The sequence below is a fragment of the Mucilaginibacter sp. UYNi724 genome, from assembly GCF_054057495.1.
Genome location: NZ_JBSRZI010000001.1, coordinates 225,204 through 243,842, shown reverse-complemented (window position 1 = coordinate 243,842; position 18,639 = coordinate 225,204). Strand labels below are relative to the sequence as shown.

10 protein-coding genes are annotated in these 18,639 nt (G+C 41.3%); 6 read left to right on the top strand and 4 right to left on the bottom strand.

Annotation, left to right across the window (positions count from 1 at the left end; genetic code table 11):
* Positions 1–130: 130 nt before the first annotated feature.
* Positions 131–2,737 (bottom strand): alkaline phosphatase family protein, encoded by a 2,607-nt coding sequence (locus ACVW0P_RS01045; protein ID WP_457130429.1) that lies wholly within the window; start codon positions 2,735–2,737, stop codon positions 131–133.
* Positions 2,738–3,481: 744 nt separating this feature from the next.
* Between ACVW0P_RS01045 and ACVW0P_RS01040 the strand changes: the two genes are divergently transcribed.
* Positions 3,482–3,916 carry a DUF1003 domain-containing protein gene (locus ACVW0P_RS01040; protein ID WP_457130428.1) on the top strand — a complete coding sequence of 145 codons (435 nt, stop codon included), beginning with the start codon at positions 3,482–3,484 and terminating at the stop codon, positions 3,914–3,916.
* Positions 3,917–3,927: 11 nt separating this feature from the next.
* A complete protein-coding gene (locus ACVW0P_RS01035; protein ID WP_457130427.1) occupies positions 3,928–5,055 on the top strand; it encodes an AI-2E family transporter in 1,128 nt (375 codons plus the stop codon).
* 599 nt (positions 5,056–5,654) lie between these two features.
* On the opposite strand, the gene ACVW0P_RS01030 is transcribed toward ACVW0P_RS01035, so the two are convergent.
* Together ACVW0P_RS01030 and ACVW0P_RS01025 are read right to left on the bottom strand one after the other, a co-directional pair.
* Positions 5,655–7,193, bottom strand: a complete 1,539-nt coding sequence (locus tag ACVW0P_RS01030) for a serine/threonine-protein kinase (RefSeq protein WP_457130426.1) — start codon at positions 7,191–7,193, stop codon at positions 5,655–5,657.
* 332 nt (positions 7,194–7,525) lie between these two features.
* Positions 7,526–8,083 (bottom strand): RNA polymerase sigma-70 factor, encoded by a 558-nt coding sequence (locus tag ACVW0P_RS01025; protein WP_457130425.1) that lies wholly within the window; start codon positions 8,081–8,083, stop codon positions 7,526–7,528.
* A 206-nt stretch (positions 8,084–8,289) separates the two neighbouring features.
* Between ACVW0P_RS01025 and ACVW0P_RS01020 the strand changes: the two genes are divergently transcribed.
* From ACVW0P_RS01020 to ACVW0P_RS01010, 3 genes are all read left to right on the top strand, one after another.
* Positions 8,290–9,357: a FecR family protein gene (locus ACVW0P_RS01020; protein WP_457130424.1), complete on the top strand. Its 1,068-nt coding sequence runs from the start codon at positions 8,290–8,292 to the stop codon at positions 9,355–9,357.
* 156 nt (positions 9,358–9,513) lie between these two features.
* A complete protein-coding gene (locus tag ACVW0P_RS01015; RefSeq protein ID WP_457130423.1) occupies positions 9,514–13,047 on the top strand; it encodes a TonB-dependent receptor in 3,534 nt (1,177 codons plus the stop codon).
* A gap of 28 nt (positions 13,048–13,075) precedes the next feature.
* A complete protein-coding gene (locus ACVW0P_RS01010; RefSeq protein WP_457130422.1) occupies positions 13,076–14,848 on the top strand; it encodes a RagB/SusD family nutrient uptake outer membrane protein in 1,773 nt (590 codons plus the stop codon).
* Between the two features lie 978 nt (positions 14,849–15,826).
* Here the strand turns inward: ACVW0P_RS01010 and ACVW0P_RS01005 are convergent.
* Positions 15,827–16,555 carry a GntR family transcriptional regulator gene (locus tag ACVW0P_RS01005; RefSeq protein ID WP_457130421.1) on the bottom strand — a complete coding sequence of 243 codons (729 nt, stop codon included), beginning with the start codon at positions 16,553–16,555 and terminating at the stop codon, positions 15,827–15,829.
* A gap of 273 nt (positions 16,556–16,828) precedes the next feature.
* Here ACVW0P_RS01005 and ACVW0P_RS01000 point away from each other — a divergent pair, with 273 nt between their 5' ends.
* Positions 16,829–18,637 (top strand): class I mannose-6-phosphate isomerase, encoded by a 1,809-nt coding sequence (locus ACVW0P_RS01000; RefSeq protein ID WP_457130420.1) that lies wholly within the window; start codon positions 16,829–16,831, stop codon positions 18,635–18,637.
* Positions 18,638–18,639: the final 2 nt, after the last annotated feature.

Sequence of the window (18,639 nt, the reverse complement as noted above, 5' to 3'; positions counted from 1 at the left end):
TTTTTTTAAGTGACCCTGTTGGGTTAACATTATTTTAATATCTAATTAAGATTGTATACAGCTGATGGCATAAAGCAAAACAGGCGACCATTCTCATGCCCGCCTGTTGAAACGTCTGATGCTGCTTAGCTTAGTCGTCAGTATCTTTGCCCGCTAAATTTGCCGGATAAGCTCTTTTTCCTTTTGCGGCAAACCACAGTATTCGATTCATTATATCGTCATTCCCCCCGTCTATATGATCGTACTCCGGCCGTAAGGAGAGTTTGGCATAATGCAGATCAGCCCCTTTTAATTTCACTATACTTGGATTGATCTGGTCTAAGGCAACTTTGTTGGGCACGCTTTTATAAGGTGTTGTAATTTTCCGCTGGTTAAAGCAGTTAAACATAGGGAGCGCGGTTGCATCCATAATGTTCATAGGGGGAATGCCAAGGATTTGTTCAATAGAGCGTAGCATGCTTACCTGGTTGTAATTGGTGCTTACTTTTTGTTGAAATACGCTGTACGGACTAATAACAAACGCGGTAGTGCGGTATGCGGATACATGGTCCCATCCTGCTTGTGAATCATCTTCGGTTATAAAGATCACCGTATTTTTCCAAAAGCGGCTTTTAGTTACCGCTTCTACTATCCGGCCCACGGCCAAATCATTATCAGCCACCATTGCATTAGGTGTGGGCAGGCCGGGGCGGGTACCCGCGGTATGGTCTGCAGACAAGGCCATTACCATCAATTGTGGCAAAGCATCGCCGGGTTGGTTCTCGTAATCCTTTAGCTCCTTAATAAAGGAAGAAGCCCTTACTTGTTCAGGGATACGATGTTCGTCAGATCCGGGAAAATTTTGAGATAGCATGGGCCTAACACGAGATATGGTACTGGTATTTATAAATTTAAGTGGCTTGCCTGCTTTGTAATCGTTATAGATAGAGGTCCAGGTTTGGGTGTTATCCATGTGGGGCTGGCAAGCTTCGCCATAAATGCGAACGGTTTTACCATGGTCGGCGGCGTTATTCCAAATGAAGCCGTTGCTGCCGTATACCAGCGCATCCTCCTGTACATGCGGATAGCTGCGAAACCAAGCCCTTACGTTCTTCTCCACGTAATCGGTCACCATTCCTGCGTCCGTCCATTGGTGCCCCTCTGCAGAACATTTTCCGGACGCATAATAATTATCTAATAGCAGGTATTTGCGAGCCAGGTTATGCTGGTTTGGTGTGATACTATCTCCATAGATACATAAGGATGCGTTGCCATTGCCCTCCGGCATATCGCCTAGTACCTGGTCATAAGTGCGGTTTTCTTTGATGATGTAAAGCACATGGTTAAAAACCGATGGCTCGCCTATACGCTCGGGCATGGGCTTGGGTGCCACATTTCTCCGGGGAAGCAATCTGGCTATTTCCTGCCTGAAGGTGAGATTAAGCTCCTTTACCTTTTTGGTATAGGCCTGTAAAGTACTGCCATCAGGGATGCCGATGATTGATACAGTAGCTTGTTGGTGGTGCGAGTTGAAAGACGCTACGGGACTGTCGCCCGATTGGTCGCTTCCGCTTAGCTCTTTACTGCTAACGCGTGCACCTTCTCCTTCAAGGTTGGTAACAAATAGGTTATTGCCACCTATCGCCAGGCCGCCCGGATAGGCTTCAGTTGGGATAAAACCTTGAACCCGGCTTGCGCCGGCGCCCTTTGTTGCCGCCTTGCGGCCGAATTTTACCACAGCAACGGCATTATCCATTCCATTGGCTACATATAAAGTAGTGCCGGCAGCGTTAATAGCCAGCGCGTTTGGCGTATCACCAATAAAGCTTTTTTTGCCGGGCATTAATTTAACAGGTATCGATTCGGTTGGTTGAAGTGTGTTGGTTGATATAACAGATACTTCGTCGCTATTACCATTGGCTACGTAAACATGCTGCCCATCGCTGCTTGCGATAATTGCATTGGGATGGAGGCCAACAATAATCTGCTTAACAGTGGCGCCTGTTAATGAATTAATCACAGATACAGTGCCCATTGAAGTAGCCCCGGTTTTTGGATCTATATAACTTTTACCATAAGGTATACCGGCGGTTTCTTTTATATCTGTGCCGGTATGCACCGGGCCTGCCCAATTGGTAACAAAAGCTTTGTCTTTTACAATCACCAGCCCATATGGAGCAACACCTGTAGGTACCGTGTAAATTGTTGCGTTGGTGGCCAAGTCGGTTTTTACCAATTGATTATTGCCGTTCAATACCACGTAGAGATAATCTTCGCCATTTTCTTGGGTAATGGCTATTTCATTCGGCAGTGCCAGCGGTGCTGGGCTTTTAGGCATAAATGCAATGCTGTTGATGATACTTATCTTTTTGCCTTTTAATGCCGCCCGGAAAACAACTGATCGCGAATTTTTGCCATCAGACAAAGCGGCGCTCCAGAATATATTGGTCTCCCCGTTTATTTGGGCAACCTTTAAACCGGAGTAGGTGCTCATCAGTCCGCGGTATTTGCTGTCAGTATTGTAGGTCCAACGGCTGGCAAGTGTTTTTGTAACAGTGTCTATTATGGCTATACCATACCTGTCTTCTATAGCCAAAAATGTTGTGCCTTCTATCAATTTAACGTCTAAACTGTGATTTTCCTCTTTCGGGTCGCCGAAGCGTACTACTTTGCCCGCAGGATCTATTAACCTGTTATAAGGCATCATTACAGGAAGAAGTTTATTAGTTAATGTGCTATCGTCATATGGGTGATGCATGTTCAGTACATCGTTGTTAATACTGTTGATTTTATTTACAGACGATTTGCAAGTTGTTAATAAAATTGCTGCAATAATTACCGAGGATACTGTTAAGAATATTTTATGGCCCATAATTAAGTTACAAATTAACGTAACTAACATGTTGATAAAAAGTTATTAATGTTAATTTATAGTTAGTTGATCACTTTTTATTGAACAATCAGGATTCGTTTAGAAAAAACGCCTTAAATGATGCATTAAGGCATTTTTGAATTATTATAGGCGGAGAAGGAGGGAAACAAAGACGATTATCTTGCGCTGTCTAAATCAATGCTTTATTTATCTTAAAGTTACTCACCTCATCAGAGGCGAGTAACTTTTAATTAACACACATTTAAATTTAGCCTTTAAGTGCCTTATCTAAATTCTACCCCTTGCCAGATTCGTTTGGCGAAGCCGCCTTTGTATTGATAAATACATTATTCCTGCCGTTAACGAAAAAAATAGTGCGGCGATTAATTTTCCTTGGTTGTATCCGGTTCAATAGTCGATCCCTAGCAACGGTTTTAGCTTTGTCCCCGACCAAAATTTAGCGACAGCAGTGATCGGGCGAACAAAATTGATACGCATAGGCAAAAAAGGTTGTCAGAATAGAGTTTCTTGAAGAATAGACGCTTTCCTGAATGTAGCAAAATTCCGGGATAAAGCTTACTTTAACCGGGAATTAATATCTTATTCTTGAAAAATCGCACTCTTATCATAATGGAACAAAGTAAAACCCGGCATGACACTCACAATAAAGCTTCTACATACGGGCAACGCCTGGCTGACTCGGTGGCTAACGGCATGGGCTCATGGCGCTTTATTATTATTCAAACTATTATTATCGTCCTTTGGATGGGACTTAATGCGGTCGCTTTTGTGCATCATTGGGGCGTGTACCCGTTTATCCTCTTAAATCTATTATTTTCCACACAGGCAGCCTATGCGGCGCCGATCATTATGATGGCGCAAAACCGCCAGAGCCAGCGCGACCGTGCACAAGCCGAAAGCGATTATAAGATAAATATCGCAGCGAAAGAGGAGATCGAGGAACTCATGACCCGGCTCGATAACATCGAGCTCAAAAAACTGGACAAAATCATCTCAATACTCGAAGAAATGGAAGAAAATAGAACCAAGGCTTTTGCCAAATAATACACCAAACGATGGAACTTAAAAATTTTACCGGCTTGCCTTTTTATATTAAACTTGCAGCTGTGCTGTTCAGCCTCTTCGCCATTGGCTACCTGGTCATCCTGGCCAAGGATATCCTGTCACCGCTAATCTTTTCCTGTTTATTTTCTATCCTCCTGTTGCCTGTTGCGCAATTTTTTGAGTTCAAGCTCCGATTGCCCCGAAGCGCGGCTTCTATGATTTCCGTGCTTCTCCTATTAAGCTTAATTGAAGCCTTGATCTATGTTATCGGATCGCAGATAGCCGACCTCGTAAAAGACTGGCCTGAATTCCAAGCGCAGATAAGCCGTTCGCTTTGGGAATTAAGGGGCTGGGTACAGGATCATTTCCATATCACCCGGGGTAAACAATTAAAGGTCGTTAATTCAGCGACCAGTAAAGTCCTTTCGCCGGACACGGCGGCAGTGGGTGCTACCATACTCTCTTTATCATCAATCCTTTTGTTCCTCATATTTACTTTTATTTATTCATTTTTCTTTTTGCTTTACCGTAGCCTGATCTTGAAATTTTTGGAATCAGTTTTCTTAAAAGAAAACAAAGCGACGGTTTATGAGGTCATAGAGCAGGTACAGTACATCATTCGCAAATACATCATCGGTTTGCTCATTGAAATGGGTATCGTGGCAGCGGCAGTTAGTGCAGCCTTTTCATTGATGGGTATTCAATACGCCATCCTGCTGGGGCTAATCACCGGCCTGTTTAATATCATTCCCTATATCGGGATATTTACCGCGCTGGTCATTAGCGTGCTGGTTACCCTGGGCACTTCACCCGATAGTACCAAAGCGATCTGGGTTATTGTAACACTGGTACTGACGCACTTGATCGACAGCAATGTGCTGCTGCCCCTGGTAGTAGGGTCCAAGGTCCGCATTAATGCGCTTATCACTGTATTGGGCGTCGTTGTCGGAGAAATGATCTGGGGCATACCCGGCATGTTTCTGTCCATTCCCGTGATCGCCGTTTTAAAGATCATCTTTGACCATGTTGAAAGCCTTCAGCCCTGGGGCATTATTTTGGGTGATGAAGAGAAGAAACAAAACAAACTGGCGGCCAGGCTTCGGGCCAGAAACAAAAAAGTAAAGATTGATGGAGGTTAGTGTCGTGCTTCAAACTTAAATCTACACCATATTTCTTGAGTGCGAATCGCCGCATGAAGGGCTGCCTTTTTAATATCGCTACAAAGTAATTAATTATTAATATGGACTGCAAATCAGTGCTTTTTCATTATGGAACGTAATCATAATTGATATTTTCGCGCCTTTCCTTGGGTCAGTAGTTAATTCGAATGTTCACCACAGCAGGTAGTTTTTGCTTTCAGTGAATTATTACGAACAATAATTAATTATGAGCTGAATTAACACTTTATTGAACCATAAACTTATATTCTTAAATGGTTCATTGAGTCTTATGATAACAGACCCGGTAAAAAGAAATAACGTAAAAATAATTGGTAGTGGCGACCAAATCTTGATTTAGCACATGGCTTCGGTTGCGACCAAAACGTATGGCGACATCTCGTCGCTGCATTTCAAACCAATTATACCTGCGTTATTTTCGATTACGCAGGGGCTGGAAAATCAGATCAAGCACCTATCAATCAAGAAATATTCCTCACTTGAGGCACGCTTAGTGCTATGGCTGTTGTAGCCTTTACTTTTAAGAAGTTAACGCTTACATTGGGTGATAAAGATTTAGTTTATTCACCAATTTGGATCAGGTTCTTTTTATTCAGCCAGCCTTTGCTTACCTCCCCCTGTTCGTTTTTATAAATCACGTATATGTAACCGTTTTGATCATCTATAGCCTTTAGGCGGGCATTATTCCAGCGGTTAATATTAGCCTTTCTGATACTGGCTTCATCAGGGCGGTCATGAAAATAAGCGTATGTCGAAAACAGAGTGAACTTTTTACCCACGTCGCTGCTGTTAGTAGCAGTAGCGCTAGGCTCAACTACTTTTTTAACAACAGGCTTTGTTTTTAAAGGATTGCTTTTTTTCAAAGGCGCTCTTTGTTTTTTTGTAACAGTTGCTATAACAGGTCCTTCGCTTTTAACAGTAGCTATCGGCGTAGTTGCCGGTTTTGAAGAAAAAAGCAACCGCCCCGCAAATGCGCCGCATCCTAACAGCAATAATCCTATACCGAACATTGCTGCTTTGGGCATCGCCACTGGCGATTTTATATTTCCGGTGCTAGCAAGTGTTGTTTCCAGTCTAACTATCTCCAGATGCAGCATTTTTACTTTATTTTGTTCCTCATACAGGGTAGTCAGTAAGCTTTCGTTCTCATTCTCCAGTACTAATGCCCTTTCTGTGTCGTTTTTTATGGCAAGGGCGCTATTCTGCAACAATATTGCCTGTTGTAGTTCCATGCCGTCAGCATAACGGTCCTGAGGTTTTTTCTCCAGACATTTTCTAATCAGTTCCAATAACCATTCAGGTAAGTGCATTTCCCTTTCTCGCTTTTCTTCGGGCCATTCTTGCGGTAGGTTTCGCCTGCGTATTTCCAAGAGGTCCGGAACTGGCATTTCTACATGCGCTATCATTACATTGTTGCGTGCCGAATTACCGTTATCTGTTAAAGGGAAGGGGACAACGCCGGCCACTAACTCGTATAAGATGATTCCGTAGCTGTATACGTCCGACTGGGGAAGCATATTTCCTTCATTCTGTTCGGGGGCCATAAATTCAACTGCACCGGCATTTTTCAGGCTGTCGCGCCGCTGTTCATCAGACATGATAGCCAGGCCAAAATCGAGTAATACATAGTTTCCGGTGTGTATATTAAATTTAACATTATTGCTTTTAATATCGCCATGTTTAACCGATACTTTATGGCAATGTGCCAAGGCGGCGGCCAGCTGGTTAGCCACCTTTATAATTTCTGGAACAGTAAAAATTGGGTCATGCGGCTTTTTTAATAATTCTCCCAGATCTGGCCCTTCAATAAATTCCATCTCAATAAAAGGCAGTGAACCGCTCTCGGTTATGCCGGAATTTAATATTTTAACCACATGCGGGGTAGGGTTCTCGTTAACCTTTTTTAGTTTTTCAACCTCATTAATAAAGTCTTTAAAATTCTTATCATCCTCGCTTTCGGCATGGATAGGGGTAGGAAGAATCTTAACTGCCACAAAAATCTCTCCGATACGGCGGCCTTTGTAAACAGAGCCTTGGCCGCCTGTACGCAGGGCACCCAAATTTTCAAGGCCCGCTGTTATTGTAAATATTTTACCCATCAGTAGCTATCTATGCTCATTAATGTAAACGGTGCTACAACTAAATAGTTTGTGTTATTGATCAATCTGCGCAGGGCATAGATACAAACTGAAAAGGAATGCGAATAACTGAAAAATGGTGTTGATATTTTGTAGGTGGTTAGACTTAATTCAGGTTTGTATCGCAAAAAAATACCTGAACGCCTAATCAGGGAGTAAAGGGTAAGTCACCTAAAAAATAATTCAATTTCGCTAATGCTTATTATCTAATATCATAAAATTTATTGTTAGATGCAAATTAAAACTGGTTACGGTAACTTATTAGAGGTTTTAAATAAGTTTCTATAGCTGTGTTAAAGCACATAAGAAACATATTTTAATATTTTCCTTAATTTTTCCAAGGCAATACTCATGTGCCTCTCCACGGTTTTGGAAGATATCTCTAGCTTCATGGCTATGTCCTTGTACTTCATATCCTCATAACGGCTCATGATAAATACCTGGCGGCACTTATCGGGCAGGCTATCAACAGCAAACTTAATTTGTTGGGCCAATTCTTTATCATTATATCCAGCTTCTATATCGGCAGCACAGATATCCAACAAGTTGTTTTTTCGCAGATAATTTACATACAGGTTTTCTATTTTTTGATGCTTTAAATAATTGATGCACCTGTTTTTGGTCATGTTGTAGAGGTACGCACTTACAGAACATGTTATATTTAATTGTTCGCGTTTTTCCCAAAGTATAACAAATACTTCCCCGATTATCTCTTCGGCGATATTCATGTCATCAACAAAGCGGTTGGCAAAAAAGGTAAGCTTTGGATAATAGCTATTAAAAATCCATTCGTAGGCTTTCTTGTCGCCTCCAACCAATTTTTTTATCAAAATCTCATTTTCTTCTGACATTTACGTCCTTTTAAAGGTGCCTGGACTTTTTAAAAAACATTAACAAGTTACAATTAATCCCCAATTCTTGCAAGTTTGTTAATATAATTTTATCATGGTGTTAATTTACATAGCTAATCGCTAAAAAATTGTTACCGAATGCAAATTGCTAAATAAGAAATTTTTATTGGGGGTATTTTGATAGTTAGTTGTCTTAAAGGTATTAAATGAGGGAAGAAGAAGATATAAAGATGTTGCTGGTAAAGTATATTACTAAGCAAGCTACGGATGAGGAGAGTGTTGTTGTTAAGAACTGGGTTAATGCACATCCGGAGAATGAACAATATTTTGCCCAATTGTATGAGGCGTGGCAAAATAGTTTATTATCAAATCCGGATAAGGTAGTTGATACAAAAAAGGCTTTCAATTTATTTGTAAGCAGAACTCGCCCTCAGGAAAACAGAATTAAACACTTAAAAAAATGGCCAGCTATGGCTGTGGCAATTGCTGCTTTAGTTGTAATAGTTACGGTGATCTTTAAAAATATAACCCCAAAAATTGCGCCCCTTAACCAGTTGGCAGCAATACCTGGTAAAATAAGTAAGGTTACATTAACAGACGGTACCGTGGTTTGGCTTAATTCAGGGTCCGTACTTAAGTACGGCGCAGATTTTGGCAAAACAACGCGTACGGTTTACCTGGAAGGGGAAGGTTTTTTTGATGTCGCACCGGGTAAAAAACATCTTCCGTTTTTAGTGCACACCAAAAATTACATCATCAGGGATATTGGTACACGGTTTAACCTAAAAGCTTATCCTAACGATCCATTTTTTGAAACAGCAGTTGTAACTGGCGAGGTATCTATAGAGGATAAAGGGCAAAAGGATAATGCAACTAACCGCATTTATATTAAGCAAAAACAATCCCTGCGTATCTGGAACCGGGGAGTGGAAAATGTAGATAGCTTAACAGGCGTTAACAATACTTCCGTAAAAAGCTATAACGATATACAAATCACACAGTTTACTCGAGATAAAGAAGATGGCTATATTGGATGGAAAGATAACCTGCTTGTGTTTGATAGCAGCACAATGAATGATATAGCACGTGTTTTAGAACGACGCTATAATGTAAAGATTAATATTGCTGACACCACGCTGCAGCACATTCGTTACTCGGGCAATTTTAAGAATGTAAAAAGTATTGATAGGGTGCTGGATATTATTAAACAGAACACGCCCATTACCTACTCTGCTAATACCGGAGGAGTAATTACCATAACTAAGACTAACTAACTAAATAGCATAACTAAAAAAACAATATGGGGTAAGGCTAATAAAACAAAAACCCGGACTGCGTTAACAATCCGGGCATATTTATCAAATCGATTAATAGCTAATACCCTAACGCTTGGGGAAGCATTGTATTAACTAATTAACTAACGCAAATTTATGATTAAATTTTACAGAAAAGCTGTGACGGCCAATGCCGTATGGCGAAAAACGCTCAAAATTATGAAGCTTGTAACCGTTTTGCTCCTGACGGGGATGATGCAAATACATGCTGCGGTTTATTCTCAAAACGTTTTCAACTTTAATGAGAGTAGCATCACAGTAAAGCAAATGTTTAAGCAGATCGAAAAAAGCAGCACATACAGTATCTTTTACCGCCTTGATCAGGTAAACCAGGATAAAAAGATACAGGTTATTGCAAAAGACGCCACGATTGATGATGTAATGAAAATGGTATTGCATAACCAGGCGCTTACTTACCAGATAATGGATAACGTAGTAATTGTAAAGCCCGCCGGCGATAACGCCATAACCGTATTAAGTGTTACCGGCGTGGTAACTGATGTAACAGGCCAGTCTTTACCCGGAGTTACCGTTAAACTTAAAGGAAGCAGCCTTGCAGTAACTACCGACATTACTGGTAAATATAATATTACCCTGCCAGATGGTACCGGCACGCTGGAGTTTAGCTTTGTAGGATTTACACTACAAACAGTGCCTGTAAACGGCCGCCAGGTTATAAATGTAAAACTTACAGAAGAATCAAAATCACTGAACGAGGTTGTAGTAGTAGGTTATACCACCCAACGCAAAAAAGACCTTACCGGTGCTGTAACCGTGGTTAATGTAGCAAACTTAAATAAAACAGCTTCCTCATCGGTAAACTCGCAGTTACAGGGGCAGGCTTCAGGTGTTACGGTTATAGGTTCGGGCCAGCCGGGCGAAGAGCCGCAGGTGCGCATAAGGGGGTTTAATACCTTTGGTAATAACACTCCATTGTACGTAATTGATGGTATCCCTACACAGGATGCAAGTACGTTAAACCCAAATGATGTAGAAAGTTTCCAGATCCTGAAAGATGCAAGTTCGGCATCTATTTATGGTGCAAGGGCCGCAAATGGTGTAATTATTATTACCACAAAGAGGGGTAAGGGCAAAGTAAACATCCAATATGATGCTTACTATGGTACACAGGTGCCTAAAAGTGGTAACGTTTGGAACACGCTTAGTCCACAGGAAATGGCCGACTTAAAACATCTGGCACAAACCAGCTCGGGCATTACAGATTTTACGGACGAGCAATATAACCCAACCGGAACAGGCTCAACTTACACTTTGCCTGATTATATAGTACCGGCGGGCACCAAAGCAGGTAATCCATCTGTAGATCCATCTTTGTACTACGTTAATCCGTATTATACAACCGGGGATGATTTTAACAGCTTTTACAGGATAACCAAAGCCAATAAAGCGGGTACAGATTGGTATCACGAGATTTTTAAAAGCGCGCCTATAACCAGCCATAACGTGGCCATCAGCGGAGGAAATGATCAGGGTAACTACCTGGTATCGGCCAATTATTTTAACCAGCAGGGTACACTGATGAATACTTATCAGAAGCGTTATACTTTAAGGACTAACACCAATTTCAATATTAATAAACACGTTAGGGTTGGCGAAAACCTGGCATATTCGTTAACCAAAAATCCTAAAGTTGGTGGTAATAACCCGGATGGTGTTATTACAATGGCTATTAGACAACAACCTATTATCCCGGTTTATGATATAGCGGGCAATTATGCGGGTAGCTACGGCTCTGGCTTGGGCGACGCTAATAACCCGGTTGCTATACAGCAGCGTTCAAAAGTAAACGGCGATGTAGGTTACCGCCTTTTTGGTAACGTATATGCCGAAGCTGATTTTTTGAACGATTTTAATTTCCGCAGTACTTTTGGCGGCGATATAGGTAACGGCAATTCGCATTACTTTAATTACCCTACTTATGAAAGTAAAGAGAATTCCCAAACCAATAGTTATGGTGAAGATTCTTACAGTAACTGGAATTATACCTGGACAAATAATTTAAGTTATCATAAAAAGATAAATAAGCACGATATTAAATTTGTTGCCGGGGTAGAAGCCTTTGAAAGTTATGAGAATAGCATTGGCGGTACCAGGCAGGGCTATTTTAATTTTGATCCTAATTATGTTAACCTGAACACGGGATCAGCAAATGGATCAAGCAATTATGGCTCACATAGTACTTATTCTATTTTTTCTGAATTTGCAAGGTTAGATTATACATATAATGACAAGTACCTCTTCAATGCTACCATTCGCCGCGATGGCTCCTCACAATTCTCCAAAGAACATCAATATGGTTACTTCCCGGCTTTTAGTGCCGGCTGGCGCCTATCTCAAGAGAGTTTCTTAAAGAGTGTTGCATGGTTGTCTGATTTGAAGATACGTGGTGGATGGGGAATTATGGGTAACCAACTTAACCTTACGCCAGATAATGCCTACAATACCTATGGCAGCAGTATCGGCCAATCCTATTACCCAATTGGTGGTGGTACTGCTATACAACCCGGTTTTTACCAGCAACACATAGGTAACCCCGATGCAAGGTGGGAAAAAGACATCAACAGCAACCTTGGGTTCGACGCTACCTTCTTTGGCGACAAATTATCCGTAACTGCCGATTATTACCGTAAAGATATTAAAGACCTGTTGTTTAACCCAGAGCGTTTAGGAACCGAAGGTAATGGTACCGTTCCGTACGTAAATATTGCACAAATGAAAACCGACGGTTTTGATGTATCTGTAACAGGTAACTTCAAAATAAATGAGGATCTTAAATTAAATTCTACTTTGTCTGTTACCACCTTTAGTAATAAAATTACAAAAGTATCAAACAGTGCTACCTACTTTTATTCAGACATTTCGCGCCGTTTTGATGTAAACATGGTACGCAATGAAGTTGGCCACCCTATAGGCCAGTTTTATGGTTATCAAACAGCCGGTTTCTGGAATTCGCAGGCAGAGATTGACGCTGCAAATGCTAAAGTACAGGCAGCAACAGGTAACCCGGATGCTGTTTATCAAACAGATGTTAAACCGGGCCGTTTCCGCTATGCGGATGTTAACAGCGATGGTATGATAGATGATTCTGACAGGACGTTTATTGGCGATCCTAACCCTAAATTCACAGCTGGTTTAAATTTAGGATTTACCTATAAACGTTTCGATTTTAATATGTTACTGTATGGTTCTTTTGGTGGCAAGATCTGGAATAATGTAAAATACTGGAGAGATTTTTATTCCTCATTTGAAACTGCCAAAAGCAAAACAGCCTTATATGATTCCTGGACGCCGGAAAATCACAATGCTAAAGCGCCAATACAAGAATTAGATGCATCTACAAGCAGTGGTTCTACGCCAAACTCGTACTTTGTAGAAAATGGCACTTATTTACGTGCCCGTAATGCTCAAATTGGCTACACCTTTAACATGTCGAAAAAATCCGGGATACAAAAATTAAGGGTTTACGCATCTGCTACCAATTTGTTTACCATAACTGGGTATACAGGTACCGATCCGGAGCTTAATGGTGGGGTACTAAACTTCGGTATAGACGAGGGTACTTATGCAAGCCCGCGTACTTTCTTGATAGGTGTAAATTTCTCTTTATAACCAGTTGATAATTGTAAAATATTGATAGATGAAAACAAAAAATTTGATCATAATAACATTAGCCGGTGCCTTAGCATTTAGCTCATGTCAAAAATATTTAGAAAAGCCATTAACCGGCTCGTTGGAAAGCCCGCTTTTAGTATCAAAAGAAGGCGTTAACCAGTTATTAATAGGTGCTTACGCTACACTTGATGGCCAGCAGGGCGGCGATGCCGCTATTGGCGGCGGTGGCGCATGGGAAGCATCGCCAGATAACTGGATCTATGGTGGTGTTGCCGGCGGCGATGCTAACAAAGGTAGCGACCCGGGCGACCAAACCCCCATAGAGCTAATCCAAAAATACAACAGTGATGCAACCAATGGCTTTTTTAACAGTAAATGGAAGGCAGATTATGAAGGAATATCACGCACTAATGTTTTGATAAATACCATAGGAAAGGTTACCACCTTTTCGGCGGAAGAAAAAGCAAACCTGCTAGGACAGGCCCGTTTTTTACGCGCCCACTATTACTTCGATCTTAAAAAAATGTTTAATAACGTGCCTTACATTGATGAGCATACAACTGATTTTAATCAACCAAATAATACTGATATATGGTCTAAAATTGAGGACGATTTTAAGTTTGCATACGAAAATATGCAAGGCGAACAAGTTGATGCAGGTCGGGCTAATAAATGGGCCGCGGGGGTATATCTTGCTAAAGCCTATTTGTATGAGCATAAGTTTGCGGAGGCCCGCGACCTTTTTGAGACCGTTATCAATCAGGGTACAACAGCATCAGGCGCCAAGTATGCTTTGAACGATCGTTTTGAGGATAATTTCAGGGCAGCTACCAATAACAGCCCCGAATCTGTTTTTGCAGTACAGGCAGCCGCCAATGCCGACCCTAGCGGGCCGTCTAACGCTAATAACGGCGATATGCTAAACTTTCCGTACGGTACAGGCAGTCCGTTTGGTTGTTGTGGCTTTTACCAGCCATCCATAGATTTGGTCAACCATTTCAGAACAGATGCGACGGGGTTACCTTATTTAGATAACTACAACGATCATCCAATAAAGACGGATATGAATTTATCCTCGGCGCAGCCCTTTACACCTGATGCCGGTAATATAGACCCCCGTTTAGACTGGACAACAGGACGCCGCGGGATTCCATATCTTGACTGGGGTAATCATCCTGGAAATGATTGGGTAAGGAACCAACCTTATGCCGGCCCGTACTCACCTATTAAAATGGTGTTTGGCCAAGCCGCTCAAGGTACCGAAGGTGATATGCTTTCCTGGGCGCCGGGCTCGGGTATTAACAACAACATTATCCGCTTTTCTGATGTACTGTTGATGGCCGCAGAAGCAGAAGCACAAACAGGAGGCTTAACAAGGGCTTTGGCCTTGGTAAATATGGTGCGCGACAGGGCATCTAAGCCGGTTGGCTTCGTTTACGAATACAAAAATCCGGATAAACCAACCGCAGGTTTTTCAAGTACTCCTGCGGCTAATTACAAAATAAGAACGTATCCTTCTGGTTATTTTAGTAGTAAAGACTTGGCTTTGAAAGCTATCTATTATGAGCGTAAAATCGAGCTGGCTTTAGAGGGGCACCGGTTTTTTGATTTAGTGAGGTGGGGTATCGCCGCACAAGAATTGAACGCTTATATAAGTTACCAGGGCCAGTTTACCCAAGATGTTAGAGGAGGCCATTTTACAACTGGCAAAAATGAATATTATCCTATACCGCAAAGGCAGATAGACTTAAGCGGTGCTGGTGGGGCCGCTATTTTAAAACAAAATATCGGATATTGACGAATAACCGGATCGTAAATCAGGCTATTTATAGAGTTAGCTTGGTTTACGATTATTGTTGTCACCTCGAATACTTAAATGAAAGTTTAAGGTAAATATTCATTTAAGATAGATGAGAAAGATGAGTGGATGAAAAAGAAGCTGGTTAAAGTCCAGTCTAAACACAACCTGGATTAGGCTTATTAGTCGTTATTAATAACGATGTGACGTTGATTGGATAGACCTTACGCTAAAGAGTAAAATTGCACTCTCAAAAATTGACAATAAATCATCCTATATGGTGGTCGGAATTGAATTAACACAAATCCTTCAAAGCACAAAAATTAGACAATTAAGTACAGCCTTATATAAGACTTAATAGTTTGGCATTATCAATTTATGCAGTAAGTACTGCGGCGTAACAAAAATGGAGCGGGGGGGATTTAAACAGTTTTTCGCCAGTTGTTGTATTACAGGGGTTTGTATTTCACCGTTACGTACAGGTCTCTAATAGGTAGCTAGAGGGGAATAATAAACTGTTTTCTCTACAACGGGCCAATTTGATAAACATTTCTATAAATGCTATAGGTTCCTAAATCAAGAAGGTTTTATTAGCTTTGGTTTATGCAGGAAACTATGCAGTCCCGGTTAGAGTCTTCCAGAAAGGAACTGCTGGACCTGGGTCTTAGAAACCCTTTAAGCTGTAATCAAGATGTTCACTCACTGAACAGATTGTATTACAGTAACTTATGATATTTCGGTGACCTGTTTTTGAATTATTATAGGCGGAGAAGGAGGGAAACAAAGACGATTATCTTGCGCTGTCTAAATCAATGCTTTATATATCTTAAACTTACTCGGGTCACCAAATAGGGTACCTGAAAAAAATATTCAAAATTGCTAATGCTTATAAAGTAAATGTCGTTATAGAATTAAAGACTATCAAGTATTGCTCCGTATCTTTAGTATCAACCCCAACTTACTAAAATCTTAATATTATCAACGCCTGCTTTCTACAGTGTACACAAAGCTATCTGCCTTGTAATAACCCAGGTTATATTCAAGCGGGCGCTCGCCCTGGTCAAATACAAACCTTTTACGTAATAAAACAGGGCTGCCTGCTGTTATGCGCAGTTTTTCGGCAATATCTTCTTCGGCGGCATGGGCGCTTATTTCTTCTTTTGATAAGGTAGCTACTGTAGAATATTCCATCTCCAGCAGTTCGTAAAGCGGTCGTTTAAAATCCTCGTCGCCGGTTAGGCCAATACGGGGGTGGAAGTAGGAAACGAAATATACGAACGGTTCATTGGGTTTACCGCGGACACGTTCCATTTTAAGTACTTTACGGTCTGCTTTTATTTCAAAAAAATTAGCCAGTGCTTCATCAGCATCAACCCACGTAACGTGTAGTTCGAAGTTTTTTATGGTGATGCCTCGCAATTTCATCTCTTGCGAAAAACTGAGCCAGTTGTTTGATTTTGAGCTTACCGTAGCTTGGTTAACTTTGGTACCTACACGCTTCTTGCGGATCAATAACCCCTCAAATACCAACTTGTTTATTGCCTGGCGCAACGTAGTGCGCGATATGGCAAGCATTTTGGCAAGTTCTACCTCGTTAGGCATCAATTTTCCATTCTGAAATTCATCCTCGTTAATTAGTTTCCTTAAAAGTTCTTCGGCCTGTATATGCAGGGGGATAGGGCTTTTATGATCTATAGAATATTTCATGACGGTTTATAATTACACAATAATAACGAATTTAATTAAGTGTATAATTTGTACATACATATCAAATGGCTTGATTTCGCATAATTATAGCTAATGTGTACGTTTTACACCATCTAAAAAATATATTTAGATAAATTTGGTATTTTAAATTTTGTTCATATGTTTGTACATTATAACCACAAGCCAATTATAAATTTGCATTTCCTGATAACATAAAGAGCCCTTTCGAAGGGGTTTTATTTAGGATTTATATGTGCATACATTACTATAAAAATGAATATCGATTTAAAAGATTACAAGCAACTACCAGATCTTAAAAACCAAGGCAGGAAAACATCACAGTTTTTAATGCCCGCAAAATTAACGGATACATTTAACGATGGGGGCGGTTATAATGTGTACCCGGCATCAGCATTAGGTAACGGTAAAATATTTAACGGTTTCGATTCCCTTGCCAAATATATCATCGGTAACAAAACAGTACTGATAGATGGTTACGTGGGTGTTTTTTGGGATAGAATACAGAATGGCCTGGAGAACTGCTTTGCCGAACAAGGGCTTACCGTTAATTGGATCCACACGGCCGATCACCTAAAACCTGCAGATGAAGTAAATAAATTGGTTAACCCATTTTTGGGCGAACAATCGTCTGTATGGGGTACTAAAACTACGCTATCGCTGAAAGACCTGTTCGAGGCCGGCATTACGGAACAAGTTGCCGATAAAAATAGCGACATCAATATTATTATAGGTACAGGCGCTGCATTATCCGGCTGGGATGTGCCTGTTATTTATTTCGATATCCCTAAGAACGAGATCCAGTTTAGGATGCGCGCGGGTAGCATCACCAACTTAGGGGCCACTGAAGCTAACGAGCCATTCCAGATGTACAAACGTTTTTACTTTGTGGATTGGGTGATGCTTAACAATTATAAAAAAGCGCTCCTTAATAAAATAGCCGTAATAGCCGACGGCCAATGGCCTGACACCATTAACTGGATGCACAAGGCTGACTTTGCCGAAGGATTAAGCAAATTAAGCAAATCTGTACTTCGGGTGCGCCCATGGTTCGAGCCCGGTGCCTGGGGTGGCCAGTGGATGAAAGAACACATCAAAAACTTAAACACCGATGTTGTGAACCTGGCATGGTCGTTTGAACTGATCGTGCCCGAGAATGGTTTGGTTTTTGAAAGTGACGGTAATTTACTGGAGGTATCATTTGATACCATCATGTTCAGTAATAATCAAAATATTCTGGGTAAACATGCCGCCCGTTTTGGTGATGAGTTCCCTATCCGTTTCGATTTCCTGGACACTTTTAAAGGCGGTAACCTTTCAATCCAATGCCACCCTAAACTAAAATATATTCAGGAGAATTTTGGCGAGAACATCACGCAGGACGAAACCTATTACATTTTAGATTGCGATAACACCGCGCAGGTATATCTCGGTTTCCAAGATAGCATTAACCCCGATGAATTTAAAAGCGTGCTGGAAGAAAGCCAGAACTTGGGCGAGGCAATAGAAATAGAGCAATACGTACAGGCCCATCCAGCTAAAAAGCACGACCTGTTCCTGATCCCTAATGGCACCGTGCACAGCGCGGGCTCGGGTAACCTGGTGTTAGAAATAAGCGCTACACCTTATATCTTCACCTTTAAAATGTACGATTGGGTGCGCCTTGACCTTGACGGGAACCCGCGCCCCATCAATATAGACCATGCCTTTAACAACCTTGATTTTAGCCGCAAAGGCAAACAGGTTTACCGCGAACTGATCTCGAAACCAGAGGTAATTGAGCAGGCCGAAGGTTACCAGCTGGTACACATGCCAACCCATGCCGATCATTTTTATGATGTGCACCGTGTAGAATTTGATAAGCAAACTACTATTGAAACCCATAATGTTTGCCATGTGCTGATGCTGGTAGAAGGCAAAGCTATAGCTATCGAAACCGCCGATGGTACAAAACACGATTTTGCCTATGCAGAAACATTTGTAGTGCCCGCGGCAGCCGGTTCATATACCTTAACCAACCTGGGTAAAGGGCGTGCAAAAGTTATTAAAGCCTTTTTAAAATAAAC